19 protein-coding genes are annotated in these 16177 nt (G+C 67.4%); 14 read left to right on the forward strand and 5 right to left on the reverse strand.

What is annotated here, in order from left to right; genetic code table 11:
- Positions 1-70 precede the first annotated feature (70 nt).
- From secY to rplQ, 10 genes are all read left to right on the forward strand, one after another.
- Positions 71-1417, forward strand: a complete 1347-nt coding sequence (secY, locus tag VD972_RS37100) for a preprotein translocase subunit SecY (RefSeq protein WP_324993553.1) — start codon at positions 71-73, stop codon at positions 1415-1417.
- A gap of 70 nt (positions 1418-1487) precedes the next feature.
- A complete protein-coding gene (locus VD972_RS37105) occupies positions 1488-2135 on the forward strand; it encodes an adenylate kinase (protein ID WP_324993554.1) in 648 nt (215 codons plus the stop codon).
- An 84-nt stretch (positions 2136-2219) separates the two neighbouring features.
- Complete coding sequence (map, locus tag VD972_RS37110; RefSeq protein WP_324993555.1) at positions 2220-2978, forward strand: type I methionyl aminopeptidase; 759 nt, start codon at positions 2220-2222, stop codon at positions 2976-2978.
- Between the two features lie 150 nt (positions 2979-3128).
- Positions 3129-3347 (forward strand): translation initiation factor IF-1, encoded by a 219-nt coding sequence (gene infA, locus VD972_RS37115; RefSeq protein WP_002614803.1) that lies wholly within the window; start codon positions 3129-3131, stop codon positions 3345-3347.
- A gap of 71 nt (positions 3348-3418) precedes the next feature.
- Complete coding sequence (gene rpmJ / locus VD972_RS37120; protein ID WP_002614755.1) at positions 3419-3535, forward strand: 50S ribosomal protein L36; 117 nt, start codon at positions 3419-3421, stop codon at positions 3533-3535.
- Positions 3536-3584: 49 nt separating this feature from the next.
- On the forward strand, positions 3585-3971 hold the full coding sequence (gene rpsM / locus VD972_RS37125; RefSeq protein WP_324993556.1) for a 30S ribosomal protein S13: 387 nt from the start codon (positions 3585-3587) through the stop codon (positions 3969-3971).
- Between the two features lie 73 nt (positions 3972-4044).
- Positions 4045-4491 carry a 30S ribosomal protein S11 gene (rpsK, locus tag VD972_RS37130; protein WP_324993557.1) on the forward strand — a complete coding sequence of 149 codons (447 nt, stop codon included), beginning with the start codon at positions 4045-4047 and terminating at the stop codon, positions 4489-4491.
- Between the two features lie 63 nt (positions 4492-4554).
- Entirely contained in the window at positions 4555-5181 is a 627-nt protein-coding gene (rpsD, locus tag VD972_RS37135; protein ID WP_324993558.1) for a 30S ribosomal protein S4, read from the forward strand.
- Between the two features lie 184 nt (positions 5182-5365).
- Entirely contained in the window at positions 5366-6409 is a 1044-nt protein-coding gene (locus tag VD972_RS37140) for a DNA-directed RNA polymerase subunit alpha (RefSeq protein WP_324993559.1), read from the forward strand.
- 173 nt (positions 6410-6582) lie between these two features.
- The gene (gene rplQ / locus VD972_RS37145; RefSeq protein ID WP_324993560.1) at positions 6583-7002 is read left to right on the forward strand and encodes a 50S ribosomal protein L17; all 420 of its coding nucleotides are present in this window, start codon (positions 6583-6585) and stop codon (positions 7000-7002) included.
- A 125-nt stretch (positions 7003-7127) separates the two neighbouring features.
- Here the strand turns inward: rplQ and VD972_RS37150 are convergent, their stop codons facing one another.
- The 3 genes from VD972_RS37150 to VD972_RS37160 all read right to left on the reverse strand — a co-directional run bounded on the left by VD972_RS37150 (position 7128) and on the right by VD972_RS37160 (position 10029).
- Positions 7128-7703: a hypothetical protein gene (locus VD972_RS37150; RefSeq protein ID WP_324993570.1), complete on the reverse strand. Its 576-nt coding sequence runs from the start codon at positions 7701-7703 to the stop codon at positions 7128-7130.
- A gap of 134 nt (positions 7704-7837) precedes the next feature.
- On the reverse strand, positions 7838-9232 hold the full coding sequence (locus VD972_RS37155; protein WP_324993561.1) for a tetratricopeptide repeat protein: 1395 nt from the start codon (positions 9230-9232) through the stop codon (positions 7838-7840).
- A 2-nt stretch (positions 9233-9234) separates the two neighbouring features.
- Positions 9235-10029 carry a lysophospholipid acyltransferase family protein gene (locus VD972_RS37160; protein ID WP_324993562.1) on the reverse strand — a complete coding sequence of 265 codons (795 nt, stop codon included), beginning with the start codon at positions 10027-10029 and terminating at the stop codon, positions 9235-9237.
- 173 nt (positions 10030-10202) lie between these two features.
- On the opposite strand from VD972_RS37160, the gene VD972_RS37165 reads away from it, so the two are divergent.
- The 4 genes from VD972_RS37165 (at position 10203) to VD972_RS37180 (ending at position 14712) form a co-directional block, all read left to right on the forward strand.
- Positions 10203-10817, forward strand: coding sequence for a deoxynucleoside kinase (locus VD972_RS37165; RefSeq protein WP_324993563.1), 615 nt, complete (start codon positions 10203-10205; stop codon positions 10815-10817).
- On the forward strand, positions 10814-11989 hold the full coding sequence (locus VD972_RS37170; protein ID WP_324993564.1) for a DUF2314 domain-containing protein: 1176 nt from the start codon (positions 10814-10816) through the stop codon (positions 11987-11989). Before VD972_RS37165 ends, VD972_RS37170 begins: the two co-directional genes overlap by 4 nt.
- A gap of 17 nt (positions 11990-12006) precedes the next feature.
- Entirely contained in the window at positions 12007-13710 is a 1704-nt protein-coding gene (locus VD972_RS37175; protein WP_324993565.1) for an FHA domain-containing protein, read from the forward strand.
- Positions 13711-13806: 96 nt separating this feature from the next.
- Positions 13807-14712 (forward strand): pseudouridine-5'-phosphate glycosidase, encoded by a 906-nt coding sequence (locus tag VD972_RS37180; RefSeq protein WP_324993566.1) that lies wholly within the window; start codon positions 13807-13809, stop codon positions 14710-14712.
- A gap of 2 nt (positions 14713-14714) precedes the next feature.
- Here the strand turns inward: VD972_RS37180 and VD972_RS37185 are convergent, their stop codons facing one another.
- Positions 14715-15206, reverse strand: coding sequence for a GAF domain-containing protein (locus VD972_RS37185; protein ID WP_324993567.1), 492 nt, complete (start codon positions 15204-15206; stop codon positions 14715-14717).
- Between the two features lie 167 nt (positions 15207-15373).
- Positions 15374-16177 (reverse strand): D-alanine--D-alanine ligase family protein (locus tag VD972_RS37190; protein ID WP_324993568.1); only part of this gene is annotated, 804 nt, incomplete at its 5' end.

The following is a 16177-nucleotide window of genomic DNA, read 5'->3' on the forward strand; positions in this document are numbered from 1 at the left end:
CGCGCCCCTCTCCTTCGCGGATAGGGGCGCTGTCGTTCTATCAGGACTTTTCGAAGGGGATGGCTCCGACGTGGCTCTGAATGCCTTCGCCAACATTTTCCGTATCGCGGAGCTGCGCAACCGGCTCGCGTATACGCTGGTGCTGCTCGGGGTCTACCGCCTCGGCATCTTCATCAACACGCCGGGTGTGGACCGCGCGGCGATGAACGCGTTCATGGACGCCCAGAAGCAATCGGGCGGTCTGGTGTCGCTGTTCAACCTGTTCTCCGGCGGCGCCCTCGAGCAGATGTCCATCTTCGGTCTGGGCATCATGCCGTACGTGTCCGCCTCCATCATCATGCAGCTGCTGGCGGTGGTGGTCCCTACCCTGGAGCGGCTGCAGAAGGAGGGTGCGGCAGGCCGGCAGAAGATCAACCAGTACACCCGCTACGGCTCCATCGTCCTGTCCGTCATCCAGGGTATCGGCATCTCCCGCTGGCTGGCCTCGCTGGGCCGCAGCGACGGGGGCCAGAGCGGCTTCAACCAGATCGTCGTGCCAGATGACAGCACCTGGTTCACCTTCATGACGGTGATCAGCCTCACGGCGGGCACAGCCTTCATCATGTGGCTGGGCGAGCGCATCACCGAGCGCGGCATCGGCAACGGCATCTCGCTCATCATCTTCGCGGGCATCATCGCGGGCCTGCTGCCCTCCGCCAAGCAGCTGTTCGACATGGCGTCGCAGGGTGCCCTCGAGCCCGCGGCGCTGGTGATGCTGGCCGTCTTCATGCTCGTGGTGGTTGCGGTGGTGGTGTACGTGGAGCGAGGCATGCGGCGCATCCCGGTCCAGTACGCCAAGCGCATGGCGGGGCGGCGGATGTTCGCGGGCCAGGCCACCTACTTCCCGATGAAGGTGAACACCGCGGGAGTGATCCCGCCCATCTTCGCCGGCGCGCTGCTGTCCTTCCCGGCCACCCTGGGCACCTGGTTCCCCTTCCTGGACACCTTCCGGCAGGGCCTGGAGGGCAACCCGTGGCTCTACAACGGGCTGTTCGTCATCCTCATCATCTTCTTCGCCTTCTTCTACACCGCGCTCACGTTCCGGCCGGATGATGTGGCCGACAACATCAAGAAGCAGGGTGGCTACATCCCTGGCATCCGGCCGGGCCGTCAGACGGCGGACTTCATCGAGCGAGTGCTCAATCGCATTACCTTCGGCGGTGCCATCTACCTGGCTACCATCTGCGTCATCCCCTCCATCATCACCGGCGTGCTGGGGGTGAACTTCGCCTTCGGTGGCACGGCGCTGCTGATCGTGGTGGGCGTGGCGTTGGACACAGTGCAGCAGATCGAGGGTCACCTCATCAGCCGCAACTACGAGGGCTTCGCCGGTCCGCGCGGACCGCGCATCCGCGGCCGGGTACGAGTGGCGGCCTAGGTATCTGTTTCTTCCAGGGGCGCCTCTCTCCGGATGGCTGGGGAGGGGCGCCTTGGCGTTCGAGGGGCACATGAACCTGATTCTTTTGGGCCCGCCAAACGCGGGAAAGGGAACCCAGGCGAAGAACCTGTACCGGGACTTCCAGATCCCGCAGATCTCCACCGGGGACATTCTCCGCAAGGCCGTGAAGGAGGGTACGGAGCTGGGCAAGATCGCGGGGCCGCTCATGGCCTCGGGCTCCTATGTCCCGGATGACATCGTCATCGGGATCGTCGAGGAGCGGCTCAAACAGCCGGACTGCGCCAGCGGCTTCGTGCTGGATGGCTTCCCACGCACCATCCCCCAGGCCAATGCGCTGGACCAGATGCTGGCGAAGAACGGCAAGAAGATCGATGCCGTCGTCTCGCTCGAGGTGCCGCACGCCAAGCTCATCGAGCGTGGCTCCGGGCGGCGCTCCTGCCCGGTGGATGGCAGCGTCTACCACGTCTACCAGAACCCCCCGAAGCGGGCCGGGTACTGCGACAAGTGCGGCGCGGGCCTCATCCAGCGCGAGGACGATCACCCCGAGGTGATCGAGAAGCGGCTCCAGAAGTACGACGCCGAGACGTCGCCCCTGAAGGACTTCTACGCCAAGAAGGGGCTGCTCAAGAGCATCGACGGCGTGGGCCCGCCCGACGGCATCTACGTCGAGATCAAGGGCGCCATCGGCAAGGCCTGAGCGGAGACCGGACGGGCTGGCGGGCGCCTCCAGGGGCGCCTCCAGGCTCCCGGGTTCTCCCACTCGCACGTTGTGTAGACACCCATGGCCCAGGTCGAGATCAAGAGCGCAGACGAGATCGTCCTCATGCGAGAGGCCGGCCGGATCGTGTGCGAGATCCTCGATGAGCTCGAGGAGGCTGTCGCCCCCGGTGTGACGACCTGGGAGCTGGACGCCCTGGCCGAGAAGCTCATCTATGCCAAGGGCGCCAAGCCAGCGTTCAAGGGCTACCTCGGCTTCCCGAGTTGTTTGTGTGCGTCTATCAACTACGAAGTCGTACATGGGATCCCCTCGAAGAAGCGAAAGCTGGCCGAGGGCGACCTGATGAAACTGGACTTTGGGGTGGTGTACCGGGGGTTCTTTGGGGACTCGGCGCGCACGGTGCCGGTGGGGAAGGTGAGCCGGGAGGCCCGGGGGCTGGTGGAGGTCACCCGGGAGTCGCTCCAGAAGGCCATTGCCGCGTCGGTGCCGGGTAACCGGATTGGCGACATCAGCCACGCGGTTCAAAGCCATGTGGAGGCGCGGGGTTACTCGGTGGTGCGCAACTTCACGGGCCATGGGATCGGCCGCAAGCTCCACGAGAAGCCAGAGGTGCCCAACTTTGGTGAGCCTGGCTCGGGGATGAAGCTCCGCCCTGGGATGACGATCGCCATTGAGCCCATGGTGAACCTGGGGACTGCCGAGGTAGCGCTCCTCGAGGACGACTGGACGGCGGTCACCCTCGACCACAAGCTCTCTGCGCACTTCGAGCACACCGTGTTGATCACGGACCATGGCCCCGAGGTGCTCACTCGAAGGGCCTGAGAGGCCCTGACGCTGGGTGAAATAGGTTGTTATGATGTGGGGTTGGTAGAAGTTTGGAGCGGACGCGACTGGGTACTTGCCACTTCAGGACCAAAGTGCTATCCCGCCGCGCTTCCAAGAGTTCTTGGTGGTCCGGAAGAGGGTTTTTGATTGCCGAAGGATGATTCGATCGAAGTTGAGGGGACCGTGATGGAGCCCCTGCCCAACGCGATGTTCCGTGTGGTGCTGGACAATGGCCACAAGGTGCTCGCGCACATCTCCGGCAAGATGCGGATGCACTTCATCCGAATCCTGCCGGGCGACAAGGTCAAGGTCGAGCTGTCGCCCTATGACCTGACCCGCGGACGGATCACCTACCGGGCGAAGTAGTCGGGCCGGCCCCGCTTCAGGCGGGCGGCCCTTGAAGGCTTTTCCAATTCACGAAGGAAGGAAGTAGCGCCATGAAGGTTCGGGCGTCCGTCAAGAAGATCTGCGACAAGTGCAAGGTGATCCGCCGCAAGGGGATTGTCCGCGTCATTTGCGCCTCCAACCCGCGGCACAAGCAGCGCCAGGGCTAACGGGCAACCGTTGGCTCCAGACCAACTCCATTGAAGAAGGAACGTAACGATGGCTCGTATCGCCGGTGTCGATCTCCCGCCTGCCAAGCGCGCGGTGATCTCGCTTCAGTACATCTACGGGATCGGCAACAAGACCGCCCAGGACATCTGCGCCCACGCGGGGATTGAGCCCGCGACCCGGACCAAGGACCTGACCGACGAGCAGGCCCGCAAGATCCGTGAGTACATCGAGGCCAACCTCAAGGTCGAAGGTGACCTCCGGCGCGAAGTGACGATGAACATCAAGCGCCTGATGGACCTGGGCTGCTACCGGGGCCTGCGTCACCGCAAGGGCCTGCCCGTTCGCGGTCAGCGCACCCACACCAACGCTCGCACCCGCAAGGGTCCGAAGCGTGGCATCGTTCGCGCCAAGCCGGCTGCTCCGGCGGGCCGCTAGACGTTCCCCCTACCTGCGCCGGCCCGTCGAGGTGCCGGCGTCGATCATCTACTTCTGAGGAGCACCGACTCTCATGGCTGAAGAAGTCCAGACCCCTGCCGCCGCCCCTGCTGCCCCCGAGGGTGGTGGTGAGACTGCCGCGGCGAAGAAGGCCAAGCGCAAGGGCAAGAAGAACATCCTCAACGGCGTGGTCCACATCCAGTCCACGTTCAACAACACCATCATCACGATCACGGACGTGTCCGGGAACGTGATCTCCTGGTCCTCTGCTGGCGCCCGTGGCTTCAAGGGCAGCCGCAAGTCGACGCCGTTCGCCGCGCAGGTTGCCGCGGGCGATGCCGCCGCCAAGGCCATGGAGCACGGGCTGAAGACCGTGACGGTGCTGGTGAAGGGCCCCGGCGCTGGCCGTGAGTCCGCGCTGCGCGCGCTGGCCGCCGCTGGCCTGAAGATCTCCCTGATCCGCGACGTGACGCCCATCCCGCACAACGGCTGCCGTCAGCCGAAGCGCCGCCGCGTCTAATACCCCCATCCGGATCCTGCTCGTGAGGGCAGGGTCCTAGACCATCTCTGAAGGAGAAGTTCCTTGGCTCGTTACACCGCCAGCGCCTGCCGCATCTGCCGGCGCGAGAACCTGAAGATGTACCTCAAGGGCGATCGCTGCTACACGGACAAGTGTGCCATCGAGCGCCGCCCGTATCCCCCCGGCCAGCACGGCCAGGGCCGCGTGAAGTTCTCCGGCTACGGCGTGCAGCTGCGCGAGAAGCAGAAGGTCAAGCGCATGTACGGCCTGCTCGAGAGCCAGTTCCGCGGCTACTACCACCGCGCGTCCGCGGCCAAGGGCAAGACGGGTGAGAACCTGCTGCAGCAGCTGGAGCTCCGCCTGGACAACGTGGTGTTCCGCATGGGCTTCGCGGACACGCGCAACGAGGCGCGCCAGCTGGTGCGCCACGGCCACTTCAAGGTGAACGGCAAGCGGGTGAACATCCCCTCGTTCGCGGTGAAGCCGGGCAGCGCGGTGGAGGTGGCGGAGAAGAGCCGCAAGGTGCTCCGGATCTCCGAGGCGTTGGAGACGGTGGATCGCCGCGGCATCCCGCAGTGGATCGACCTGGACAAGAAGGCCTTCAAGGGGACCGTGAAGACGGCGCCGAACCGTGAAGACCTCACCATGCCGATCCAGGAGCAGCTCATCGTCGAGCTCTACTCCAAGTAGGCGTGAGGGCCCTCGAGGGCCTGTCTGCCTGCTTCAAGCGCCTTGGCGGTCACCGCCGGGGCGTCGTGCTTCTTTCTGGCCGCTCCCCCGGCCTTGGTTATTCGTCGTACCCCCGCGTGTCCATCCTCCTGCCGTCCTGGCGGGTATGTCGGTGGTGGCGCACGCCACGAGGAGCAGCAACACCATGGCTGACACGTTCATTGCGAAGAACTGGCGCGACCTCATCAAGCCGCGCCGGCTGGAAGTGGATCAGGACTCGCTCACGGGCACCTACGGCAAGTTCGTGGCAGAGCCCCTGGAGCGCGGCTTCGGCACCACGCTGGGCAACTCGCTGCGCCGCGTGCTCCTGTCGTCGCTGCAGGGCGCGGCCGTCACCTCGGTGAAGATCGAGGGCGTGGATCACGAGTTCACCACCATCCCCGAGGTCGCCGAGGACGTCACGGATATCGTGCTGAACCTGAAGGAAGTCCTCCTTCGGATGCACACGAACGAGACGAAGATCCTGCGCATCGAGGCGGAGGGCCCCAAGGAGATCAAGGCCGGCGACATCATCGCGGACCAGGACGTGGAGATCCTCAACCCTGGCCACCACATCTGCACCCTGTCCGAGGGTGGCAAGGTGCGCATGGAGCTGACGTGCCGCCGCGGCCGAGGCTACGTGCCGGCCAACTCCAACAAGGTGGTGGGCGCGCCCATCGGCACCATCCCCATCGACTCGCTGTTCTCGCCGGTGCGCAAGGTGAACTACCAGGTCACCAACGCCCGCGTCGGCCAGGTCACCGACTTCGACAAGCTGTCGCTCGAGGTGTGGACGGACGGCTCTGTCACCCCGCAGGACGCGGTGGCGTACGCGGCGAAGATCATCAAGGAGCAGCTCTCGGTCTTCGTGAACTTCGACGAGACCGAGGAGCCGGTGGTGGCGGAGGCCCCGAAGGAGGAGGCCAAGCTCAACGAGAACCTCTTCCGCTCGGTGGATGAGCTGGAGCTCTCGGTGCGCTCGGCCAACTGCCTGCAGCAGGCCAACATCAAGACCATTGGCGACCTGGTGCAGCGCACCGAGGCCGAGATGCTCAAGACGAAGAACTTTGGCCGCAAGTCGCTCAAGGAGATCAAGGAGATCCTGGCGGAGATGGGCCTGTCGCTCGGCATGAAGCTGGAGAACTGGCCGCCCAAGCAGGCTCCCGTGGCGGCCCCCCCTCCGGCCGCGAGCGCGGCTCCCAAGGCCTAGGCCTTCCGTAGTGCCTCCTCCCGCGCCGTGACACGGCCTCACGCGGCGCGGGGAGAGGGGGCCCCTCACCGGGCCCATTGGCAATGGCGGACCTCTGTGTCGGGTCTGCTCTTCCCACCCGGTACCTGATACGGCCGGAGTGGTGGAGCCTGAGAGGCTCCGGAGTCACGGACATGCGCCACAGGGTAGGACAGAGGAAGCTCCATCGCACCACGCCCCACCGGCTCGCGATGCTCAACAACATGGTCACCTCGCTGCTCGAGCACGAGGCCATCCGCACCACCGTTCCCAAGGCCAAGGAGGCCCGGAAGATGGCGGAGCGGATCATCACGCTCGGCAAGCGCGGCGGCCTGGCCAATGTCCGTCTGGCGGCCCGGATCGTGAAGGACAAGAACGTCCTCCAGAAGGTCTTCAGCACCTACAAGGAGCGGTACGCCAGCCGCAAGGGCGGCTACACCCGCATCATCAAGCTCGGGTTCCGCCGCGGTGATGCCGCCGAGATGGCCCTGCTCGAGCTGGTGGATCGCCCGGGCAAGCAGGCTCCTGCCGAGGGTGGCGAGGGCGAGGCGAAGACCGAGGAGAGCAAGGGCTAGCCGCCCGGCTCCCACGCCGAAGCTGTCACGGAGCGTCCTTCCTTCTGGGGAGGGCGCTCTCGTGCTTCTGAGGCCGAACGTGACTGCTGGGCTCTACAGACGGCAGCTCGTCCTTCGCGGGCTCGCTACTCGCTGCCGACGGCCTGGCCGTCCTTCACCAGCTCCGCCTTGCCGTCGTCCGTCTTCATCTCCGCGTTGAGGAAGCGCTCGTCGCCAGGCATCGGGCCAGTTGGGCCCAGCAGGCTCTTGGGCGTGAGGGTGTAGATGCTCCCGGAGTCGATCTTGTCCACGATGGCCTTGTACTTGCCATTCACGGTGAAGATGACGTTCTCCCAGGGATCCTCATCCGTATTGCTGACGGTCAGGCTGGGCGCCGCCTTGGGCCGATCCGGGTTCGGCAGCACGATGACGCGCGCGCCGAGCTCCGCCGTCTTCACCCCTTGGCCCGGGCATGCGATGACGATGCTCAGCAGGGAGATGAACGCCCAGCCCCCGACAATGCCCGCCTTGGCCTTGAAGAAGCGGTCCGAGGTGCGGAAGTCCTGCACCCTCTCCTTGAGCAGGGAGAGGCCGTTCAGGAACTGGTTCGAGGCCTCCGAGGCAATGCGCTTGCTGACCTGGCCCTCCGGCTTCTTCTCGACCGGGGCCGTGCGCGCCGCGCTCATCACCCGCATGCCCGGATTGGTGGGCACTCGCGGCATTCCAGGGCTGGAGACCCTGCGCTGAGGATCCGCCGAGGAGGGCTCGGAAGAATCCTCCGGCGGAGCGTTGCCTTCAGGCACCTTGCGACCGTCGCTCATCAACAGGCAGTGTAGAGGGCCGGGCCGCCCGGTGGCTACTCTTGTGCCTTCACCTGTTGCAGCGCCCGCGAGGCCAGCGCGTTGTCCGGCTGCTCCTCCAGGACCTTCAGGAGCCACTTCTCCGCCTCCTCGCCCGCCGCACGGCGCTCCTCCGGCTTCCGGGTCCGCTGCGTCTGCTCGGCGAAGAGCAGCCCCAGGCGCAGGGAAAACTCCATGTTCTCCGGGTCTTTTTCGACCACATGCCGCAGCTCGCGCTCGGCCGCTGGGAAGTCGCCCTCGAGCTGGTACACCACCGCCAGCTTGCCGCGCGGGGGTACCGCCTCCGGCTGGAGCCAGGTGAGGATGCGGAACGCCTCCCGGGCGGCCTTGAGATCCCGCCGCTCCAGGCTCAAGTCCCCGACCCGGAACCAGGCCTCGTCCAGCAGCGGGTTGAAGGCCACGGCCTTGCTGAAGGCCTCCCGGGCCGCCTCCGCCCGCTGGCGCGAGAGGTACAGCTCGCCCAGGTAGAAGTAGTTCTTGCCGTCCCTCGGGGACAGCTCGATGGCCTGCTTGAACTCGTCCACCGCCCGGCCCGCGTCATCCAGCCGCTGGTAGGCCAGCCCCAGCAGCGCGTGCACCACCGCCAGATCCGGGTAGTCGTGGAGGATCTCCTCGAAGGCGAGGATGGCCTGCTGGGGCACGTCCAGCTCCTGGAGGAAGCGCATGCCCTCCTCGAGCTTGCCCTCGGCGGCCTTGGGGAAGCTGGCGAAGGGATCCGCGATCTGGTTCATCAGCGCCCGCGCTGTCGTCACTTCCGAGGCGGTGGGCGCGGCCCGGACCACCGCGCTCAGCGCGGCCACGGCGCCGGCGCTGTCCCCGGTGCGGTGCAGGGACTTGGCCAGCGGCAGCCGGACGGCAGCGCGATCCGGAGCGAGCTCGGCGGCGCGGCGCAGCGGGCCCAGCGCGGCGGCGTACTGCTCGGACTCCAGCAGGGCGATGCCGAGGCGGTAGTGGAACTCGGCCTCGTTCGGCGTCAGGGCGATGGCCCGCTCGAAGGCGGCCACCGCCGGCGCCCCAGCATCCGAGGCCCGGGAGAAGTACGCCAGCCCGAGCATGTAGTGGTTCACCGCCCGCTCGGCCTGGGCGTTGCGGCGCTGGATCTCGGCGATCCAGGCGTCCGTGCGGCCCGACTTCACGTGCGCTTCGGTGAGGGTGCGCGCCATGTCGAGATCGTCCGGGCTCTTGGCGTGTAGCTCCTCCAGCAGCGACACGGCGCGCGCCGGCTGGTTCTGCTCCATGTAGACGCGAGCCTGTTCGTGCGGGCTGAGGACACGCTCTATCGAGGAGCCGTGCTTGCAGCCAGCGGCGAGCAGGCTCCAGCCGAGCACGGCGGCCAGGGTGGAGCGGCGGAGGAGGCGGGTGCGGCGCAGGGTAGGGGGCTTCGCGTTCAAGGTCAGGAGGTCTTCTGGGCGGAGGGGGGCTGCTGGCGGAAACCTTCGTGCCCCGCGGCGGCGACGGCGTCCTCGAGATCCCCGCCCTTACCGCCGAGCTCCAGGCTCTGGGCGATGATCACCTCTCGGACGGCGCGCGCCAACCCCTCGCGGTCACTGGCTGCGAAGGGGGTGGTGTCGATGGGCTTGCCGATCTTCACGTGCACGGGGCCTGGGACGATGTTCCAGGAGTTCTTGGGCATGATGGAGCCCGTGCCCTCGATGGTGACGGGGCAGATGGGCACGCGGGCCTCGAGGGCCAGCGCGAAGGGTCCCTTCTTGAAGGGGAGGATCCGCCCATCCGGCGAGCGGGTACCCTCCGGGTAGAGGAAGATGCTGGTGCCACCGCGGATCTTCCTCCCGGCCCGTTGCAGCGAGGTGATCGCGGCCTGCCGGTTGGAGCGGTCGACGAAGATGTGCCCAGCCAGCCAGAGGTACCAGCCGATGAAGGGCACCCACCCCAGCTGGCTCTTGGCCACGTAGCGGAAGGCCACCGGCACGGTGACGAAGTGCGCGGGGATGTCCAGGGTGGACTGGTGGTTGGAGACGTAGATGGTAGGGCGCTTGGCATCCACGTTCTCCTGGCCATGCACCACCAGGCGGGCGCCGCCGGCCCACAGCAGGACGGGCGACCACAGGTGGCGGCAGATCCACACCGTGGCGTCGCCGCCGAGCACCAGCGCAGTCAAGGCCGTGAACGGGAAGAGGAACGCGGACCACGCGCCCGCGATGAACATGCAGAAGAGTTTACGAGGCATACGAGGCTTGGGAGTAAGAGCCTGCCATACCCTGGGCAAGAGCGCGGCTTCATTGATCGTCCCGCCCCGCAGGGCCTCCCTGCCGCCCCGGAGGGGAAGCAGGTTCTACCATGTCCGGCCCGCACCTTTGGGGCTGGCATGCGTCGCCCGGTGGGGTTACAAGCAAGGGTGGCGTGGCCAGGAAAAAGTTCATCGCCGTCGCAGGCAACATTGGCGCCGGGAAGACAGAGCTCACCTCGTTCCTCTGCCGCAAGTACGGCCTGACGCCGTACTTCGAGCCGAACGACCAGAACCCCTACCTGGCCGACTTCTACAAGGACATGAAGAAGTGGGCCTTCCGCTCACAGGTCTTCTTCTTGACGCACAAGTTCCGGCTGCACCGGGAGCTGGAGCGCCAGCCCGGCGCGGTGCTGCAGGATCGCACCATCTACGAGGATGCGGAGATCTTCGCCAAGAACCTCCACCGCCAGCGCTTCATCGACAAGAGGGACTGGCAGATGTACCGGGAGCTGTACGACACGATCGCGCAGGTGCTGACCCCGCCGGATCTGATGATCTACCTGCGCTGCCCGGTGCAGACGCTCAAGGAGCGCATCCGGCTGCGCGGCCGCGTCATGGAGAAGGACATCCCCACGCTCTACCTCAAGCGTCTCAATGCCCTCTACGAGGAATGGTTCAGTAACTACAAGATGTCTCCCGTGCTCGTTCTCCCGACGGACAAGCTGGACTACCTGACCAACCTGGTGGACCGCGTGGATCTCTTCCGCCAGATCGAGAAGCACCTGTGAAGGAGGTCTACGTCCTCGCCATTGAGTCGCCCACCCATGTGCCGTGGGAAGAGCTGCGTCACACGTTCGAGTCGGACGACGTGCGCTTCACACTGCTCGAGGCTGGCCAGGGGTTCGCCGTCCACGCGGAGGGCACCCAGGTGGAGGTGCGCTTCGACGCCGACAGGCCTCCCAAGGACTGGGATCCGCGCCTGCTGACGGGCAGCGAGGAGGCCCAGCAGGCGTTTCAGCGCGCCCAGGGTTTCTATCGGCTCTCCGTGGTGCCCGGCTCCGGGCCGCAGCCCACCGTGCCCGTCTTCGAGGCGCTGTGGTGCGCGCGCACGCTGATGGAGCACTCGAAGGGCGTGCTGCTGGATCTCACCGCCTACAAGCTGCATGACGTGGCGGACGTGGTGGAGATCACCGAGCTGGACTTCGACATCCGCGATCACGTCAACCTGCACGCGGTGGCGGCCATCGAGGGCGACACGCCCCTGTGGGTGCACTCGCACGGCATGGAGAAGTTCGGCACGCGGGATCTGGAGATCTTCCACCTGGGTGAGGAGGATCTGCTGGCCGCGGAGATGTTCCTCCACGAGCTGTGCACGGACATGGCCTTTGGACAGGGGCCCGAGGTCCGCAAGGAGGTGCACACCAGCGAGGGGCAGACCTTCCGGATGGTGCCCTCCGAGGAGGCCCGGGTGAACCTGCTGGGCGTGCCGCTGGAGACCTTCGAGGGCCACGAGTCGCTGTTCCTCAGCGTGGTGTCTCCGCTGGGGCGGCACAACACCGGGGAGCTGCTGCGCCCCTACCGCGAGCGCTTCGTCCCCGAGCCCGAGGAGCGCACCGAGTCGCTGCGGCTCGAGTCCCAGGCCCTGCTGCCCGCCTTCAAGGCCCGCTTCGGGCGCAAGGGGCTCATGGAGCCGCTCACCTTCCTGGTGCGCGCTCCCTTCGAGACGCACCCCGAGGGCCAGGCGGTGGAGGAGAACCTCTGGCTGGAGGTGATGGCGTGGGAGGAGGGCACCGTCGTGGGCAAGCTGGTGGACGGTGCCGTCCACACCACCGAGTGGCGCAAGGGCGCTCATGTGGAGGCGGACGAGGAGCATATCAACGCGCTGGCCATCAGCCACGAGGGGCGCACGCTGGACGAGGACGAGATGCGCGCCCTGCTCATCGCCGAGCGGCCCATGTAGGCTAGGCTCCGCGCTCCATGCCAGCCCTGCTGCTGCTCACCGGTCCTTCCGCCGGCCTCCGTTTTGAGGTGGTCTCGGAGGTCACCATTGGCCGCAGCCCCTCCTGCGAGATCCAGGTCGATGATGACAAGGTCTCGCGGCGGCACGCCCACGTCTTCCTGATCGAGGGGCAGGTGCGGGTCCGGGATCTGGGCTCGCGCAACGGCACGCTCGTCAACGGCGAGCGCTTGCAGGGCGAGGCGCGCCTGCTGCCCGGCGATCGCATCCAGGTGGGGGAGACCACCGCCATCTACGAGCCCCTCACCCAGGCCGCCCTGGCCGAGACGGAGCCGCTCGATGCCCAGCACGTTCCCATTGCCGAGGTGTTGCCGCACGTGGGGCCCGAGGCAGCGCTGTTCTCCGCGGGCGTAGCGCTGCTGGGCGCCACCAACGAGGCCATGGTGCTGCGCAGGCTGGTGGACGAGGCGCTCCACGCCCTCAACGCGGATCGGGCCGCGGCGCTGCTCGGCGGGCAGGAGGGGCTGCTCACCGCGGCCGTGTCCGGCACCACCTCCGTGGAGGTGCCTCGCGTCATGGCCAGCCTGGCACTGGAGCTGAAAGAGGTGTCATCCACGGCCACCGCGCTCTGCGCTCCGCTGGTGGCCGGGGGCATGCCGTTCGGGCTGCTGTACGTGGGGTGTGATGAGCCCCGCTTCAGTGCCCAGGATGTCGGAGTCGTGGCGGCGCTCGGGCGCATGGGCGGCGAGGCCTATGCCGCGATGCGCTCTCGCACCGAGGAGGAGCAGGCCCCCGTCGAGCTGGTGGGTACCTCCCGGCCGTTCCGCCGGATGGTGGAGCAGGCCCGGCGCGCCGCCGCCAGTGCCGCTCCGGTGGTCATCTCTGGAGGGCCGGGGAGCGGGAAGAGCCTGCTGGCCCGCTTCATCCACGTGCACTCGCCCCGGGCGCTGGGGCCCCTGGTGGGGGTGGACTGCCGGCAGCCGGCCCCTCACGTGGAGGAGAACCTCTTCGGCCGGGCGAGCAGCCCCGGACACCCCCCGCGCACCTCCGCGCTCCTGCGCGCGGATGGGGGCACGCTGCTGCTTCAGCACGCGGAGGGGCTCTCGGGCGCCGTGGTCGAGCGGCTGGTGCGGCTGCTCGCGCGCAAGGTGGCTCCGGCCCGGCAGGGAGGCGAGGAGCCTGTGGATCTGCGGCTGATTGCCACCGCGAGCGCGCCCGCGCAGCTGCTGGCCGCCAAGGGGGAGATGGACCCGGCCCTGGCCATGGCGCTGTCCGGGCTGGAGATCGAGGTGCCCCCGCTGCGCGAGCGCCGCGCCGATGTGCTCGTGCTGTTTGATCGGTTCTCTGCGCGGGGGGCTCGGGAGGCCCGAAAGCCCCCCCCCGTGCTCAGTCCCGGTGCCCGGCGCCTGCTGGTGGACTATCCGTGGCCCCAGAACATCCACGAGCTGAAGCTGGTGAGCGAGCGGCTCGGGCGGCTGTATTCCGGCAGCGAGGTGCACGTGCTGCGCCTGCCCCCGGAGATCCAGGAGGGCTCGGTGGCCACGGAGCCCTCCAGCCTGCAGCAGATGGTCGAGCGCCTGGAGCGGGACGCCATCGTCGAGGCGCTCCAGTCCGCGGGCGGACGGAAGATCCGCGCGGCCGAGCGGCTGGGCATCAGCCGCCCCACACTGGACAAGAAGATCGAGGAGTACGCCATCCGCGTGGAGAAGTCCCGGCGGAGCTGAGGTGCCCCGGGCTCAGCGGCGGGCCCCTGTATACCGGAGACCCTTTCTGCGCCATCGCGCTTGTCCCTCGACACCCCCTCAGCGTAGATGCCCCCGATGAGCTTCCGTTACTCCGATGAGGTGCGGCGCGCGCTGGATGCGAAGGCGCCGCTGGTGGCGCTCGAGACGAGCGTGGTCGCCCAGGGCCTGCCGTACCCGGACAACCTCAGCGCCGCGCGGGCCTGTGAGGAGGCCGTCCGCCGCGCGGGCGCCGTGCCCGCCCCCATCGCCGTGGTGGATGGCGAGGTGTGGATCGGGCTCGAGGAGGCGGCCATGCGTCGGCTCGCCGAGGGCAAGGAGCGGCTGATGAAGCTCGGCTCGCGGGATCTGGCTGTGGCCGTCGCCTTGAAGGCCTCGGGAGGTACCACGGTGAGCGCCACCTGTGAGCTGGCTGCCGCCGCGGGCATCCGCGTCTTCGCCACCGGCGGCCTCGGTGGCATCCACCGGGGCGTGAGTGAGCACTGGGACATCTCCCAGGACATCGGTGCGCTCGCTCGCTACCCCGTCGCCGTGGTGTGCGCTGGGGCCAAGTCCGTCCTGGATCTCCCCAAGACGATGGAGGCCCTGGAGACCGCGGGAGTGCCCGTCATCGGTGTGGGCACCAGCGAGCTGCCGTCCTTCTACAGCCGCAGCTCGGGCCTGCCACTGGAGCACCGTGTCGAGGACGCCTCGACGGCCGCTCGCATCGTCCACGCCCGGCTGGGGCTGGGGCAGGGGGGGCTCGTCTTCGCGCTACCTCCGCCCGAAGAGGAGGCCCTGCCGCGGGCCGAGGTGGAGCTGCACATCGCCTCCGCGCTCGCCGAGGCTGAGCGCCAGGGAGTGCGCGGCAAGGCCGTCACCCCGTTCCTCCTCTCGGACATGGCCAGGCGCACCAGCGGCAAGAGCCTGAAGGTCAACCTGGCGCTGCTCACGAACAACGCCCGCTTCGGCGGCGAGCTGGCCGTGGCCCTGGCTCGCGGCTGAGCCTAGCGCTTGCGCGAGAACCAGCTCATGAGGCTCTCGAGCTCCCGCTTGTCCACGTCGTCGAACGTGGCCTGGTGCTCCGAGTCGATGTCCAGCACCGCCAGCAGCTCGCGGTTCGGTCCGAACACCGGCACGACGATCTCCGACTGTGAGCGCCCGTCACAGGTGATGTGCCCAGGGAAGGCGTGCACGTCCTCCACCACCACCGTCTCGCGGGTGGTCGCGGACGTCCCACATACGCCCTTGCCGAAGGCGATCTCCAGGCACCCCAGCGTCCCCTGGTAGGGCCCCACTCGCAGCAGCTTCCCTGGCTGAACCACCCGGTAGAACCCCGTCCACAGGTGTCCGAAGGCGTGGTGCAGCAGGCAGCTCATCGTCGACATGCCGGCGATCTCGTCGTCGATGCCCTCCAGCACCGCTTCGATGTGCTGCTTGAGCTCCGCGTACGCCTCAGTCTTCTTCCTGCCTCGCAGGTCCAGGGTGACTTCTGCCATGGTCGAGTCCTCGAGAGGTGGGGTCGGTGACCCAGCCACGCCGATGGGGGCCCTTTTACATGGATCTTCCCCTGCGGCGAGATGAGGCACCACAGACCCATCGGATGTGTAGGGCGACCGGGGGGCCGCTCCATTGGAGGCTCGTCTGCTATGCCAGCCTTGCTGGGTCAGCTGGCGACATTCGCCGAGGGAGGCGCAGAGGGCTCGGACTTCGGCTCGGACTTCGGCTCGGACTTCGACTCGGACTTCGACTCGGACTTCGGGGCCTTGTCTGCCGCGGGGGCCTTCTCCGCCTTGGCCAGCAGCCCATAGCGCTTCGCGGCCGACTCGAGAATGCGCCCCACGAGCTGGGTGTAGTCGAGGCCCTTCTCACGGGCTCCCATCGCCAGCTCACTCTTGTCCTCGAGGTAGGGATTCGGGTTCACCTCGAGGACGTACGGATCCCCTTCCTCCGAGATGCGGAAGTCGATGCGCGCGTAGTCCTGCAGCTTGAGGCCTCGGTAGGCGAGCAGCGCGGCCCGCTCCACCCGCTGGCGCAGCTCCGTCGAGATGTTCCGGGCGATGACGAGCTTGGGCGAGCCCTCCGTCTCCGGGCCGAACTTCACCTCCCGGTCCGAGATGGTCGGCTTGCTCTTGTCCCAGTTGCCGAAGTCCAGCTCCACGATGGGCAGGATCTCCGGCATCTCCTTGGGGCCAATCACCCCCACATACACCTCGCGCCCCTCGATGAACTCCTCCGCGAGCGCCTCGTCCTGCAGCTCCTTGCGGATCTCCTGCACGCGGCGCGTCAGCTCCTCCCAGGTGCTCACCAGCGACTTCTGTCCGATGCCAATGGAGGCGTCGCTCCGAGAGGGCTTCACGATGAGCGGGAACTCCAGATCTCCGTGGGTCTCCACGGTGACGCCGTCGAACGTGGCGAAGTCCGCGGTGGGGATCTCGTGGTACTCCAGCAGCTGCTTGGTGAGGATCTT

This window comes from Hyalangium sp. (assembly GCF_035629615.1).
Classification (GTDB): Bacteria; Myxococcota; Myxococcia; order Myxococcales; family Myxococcaceae; genus Hyalangium.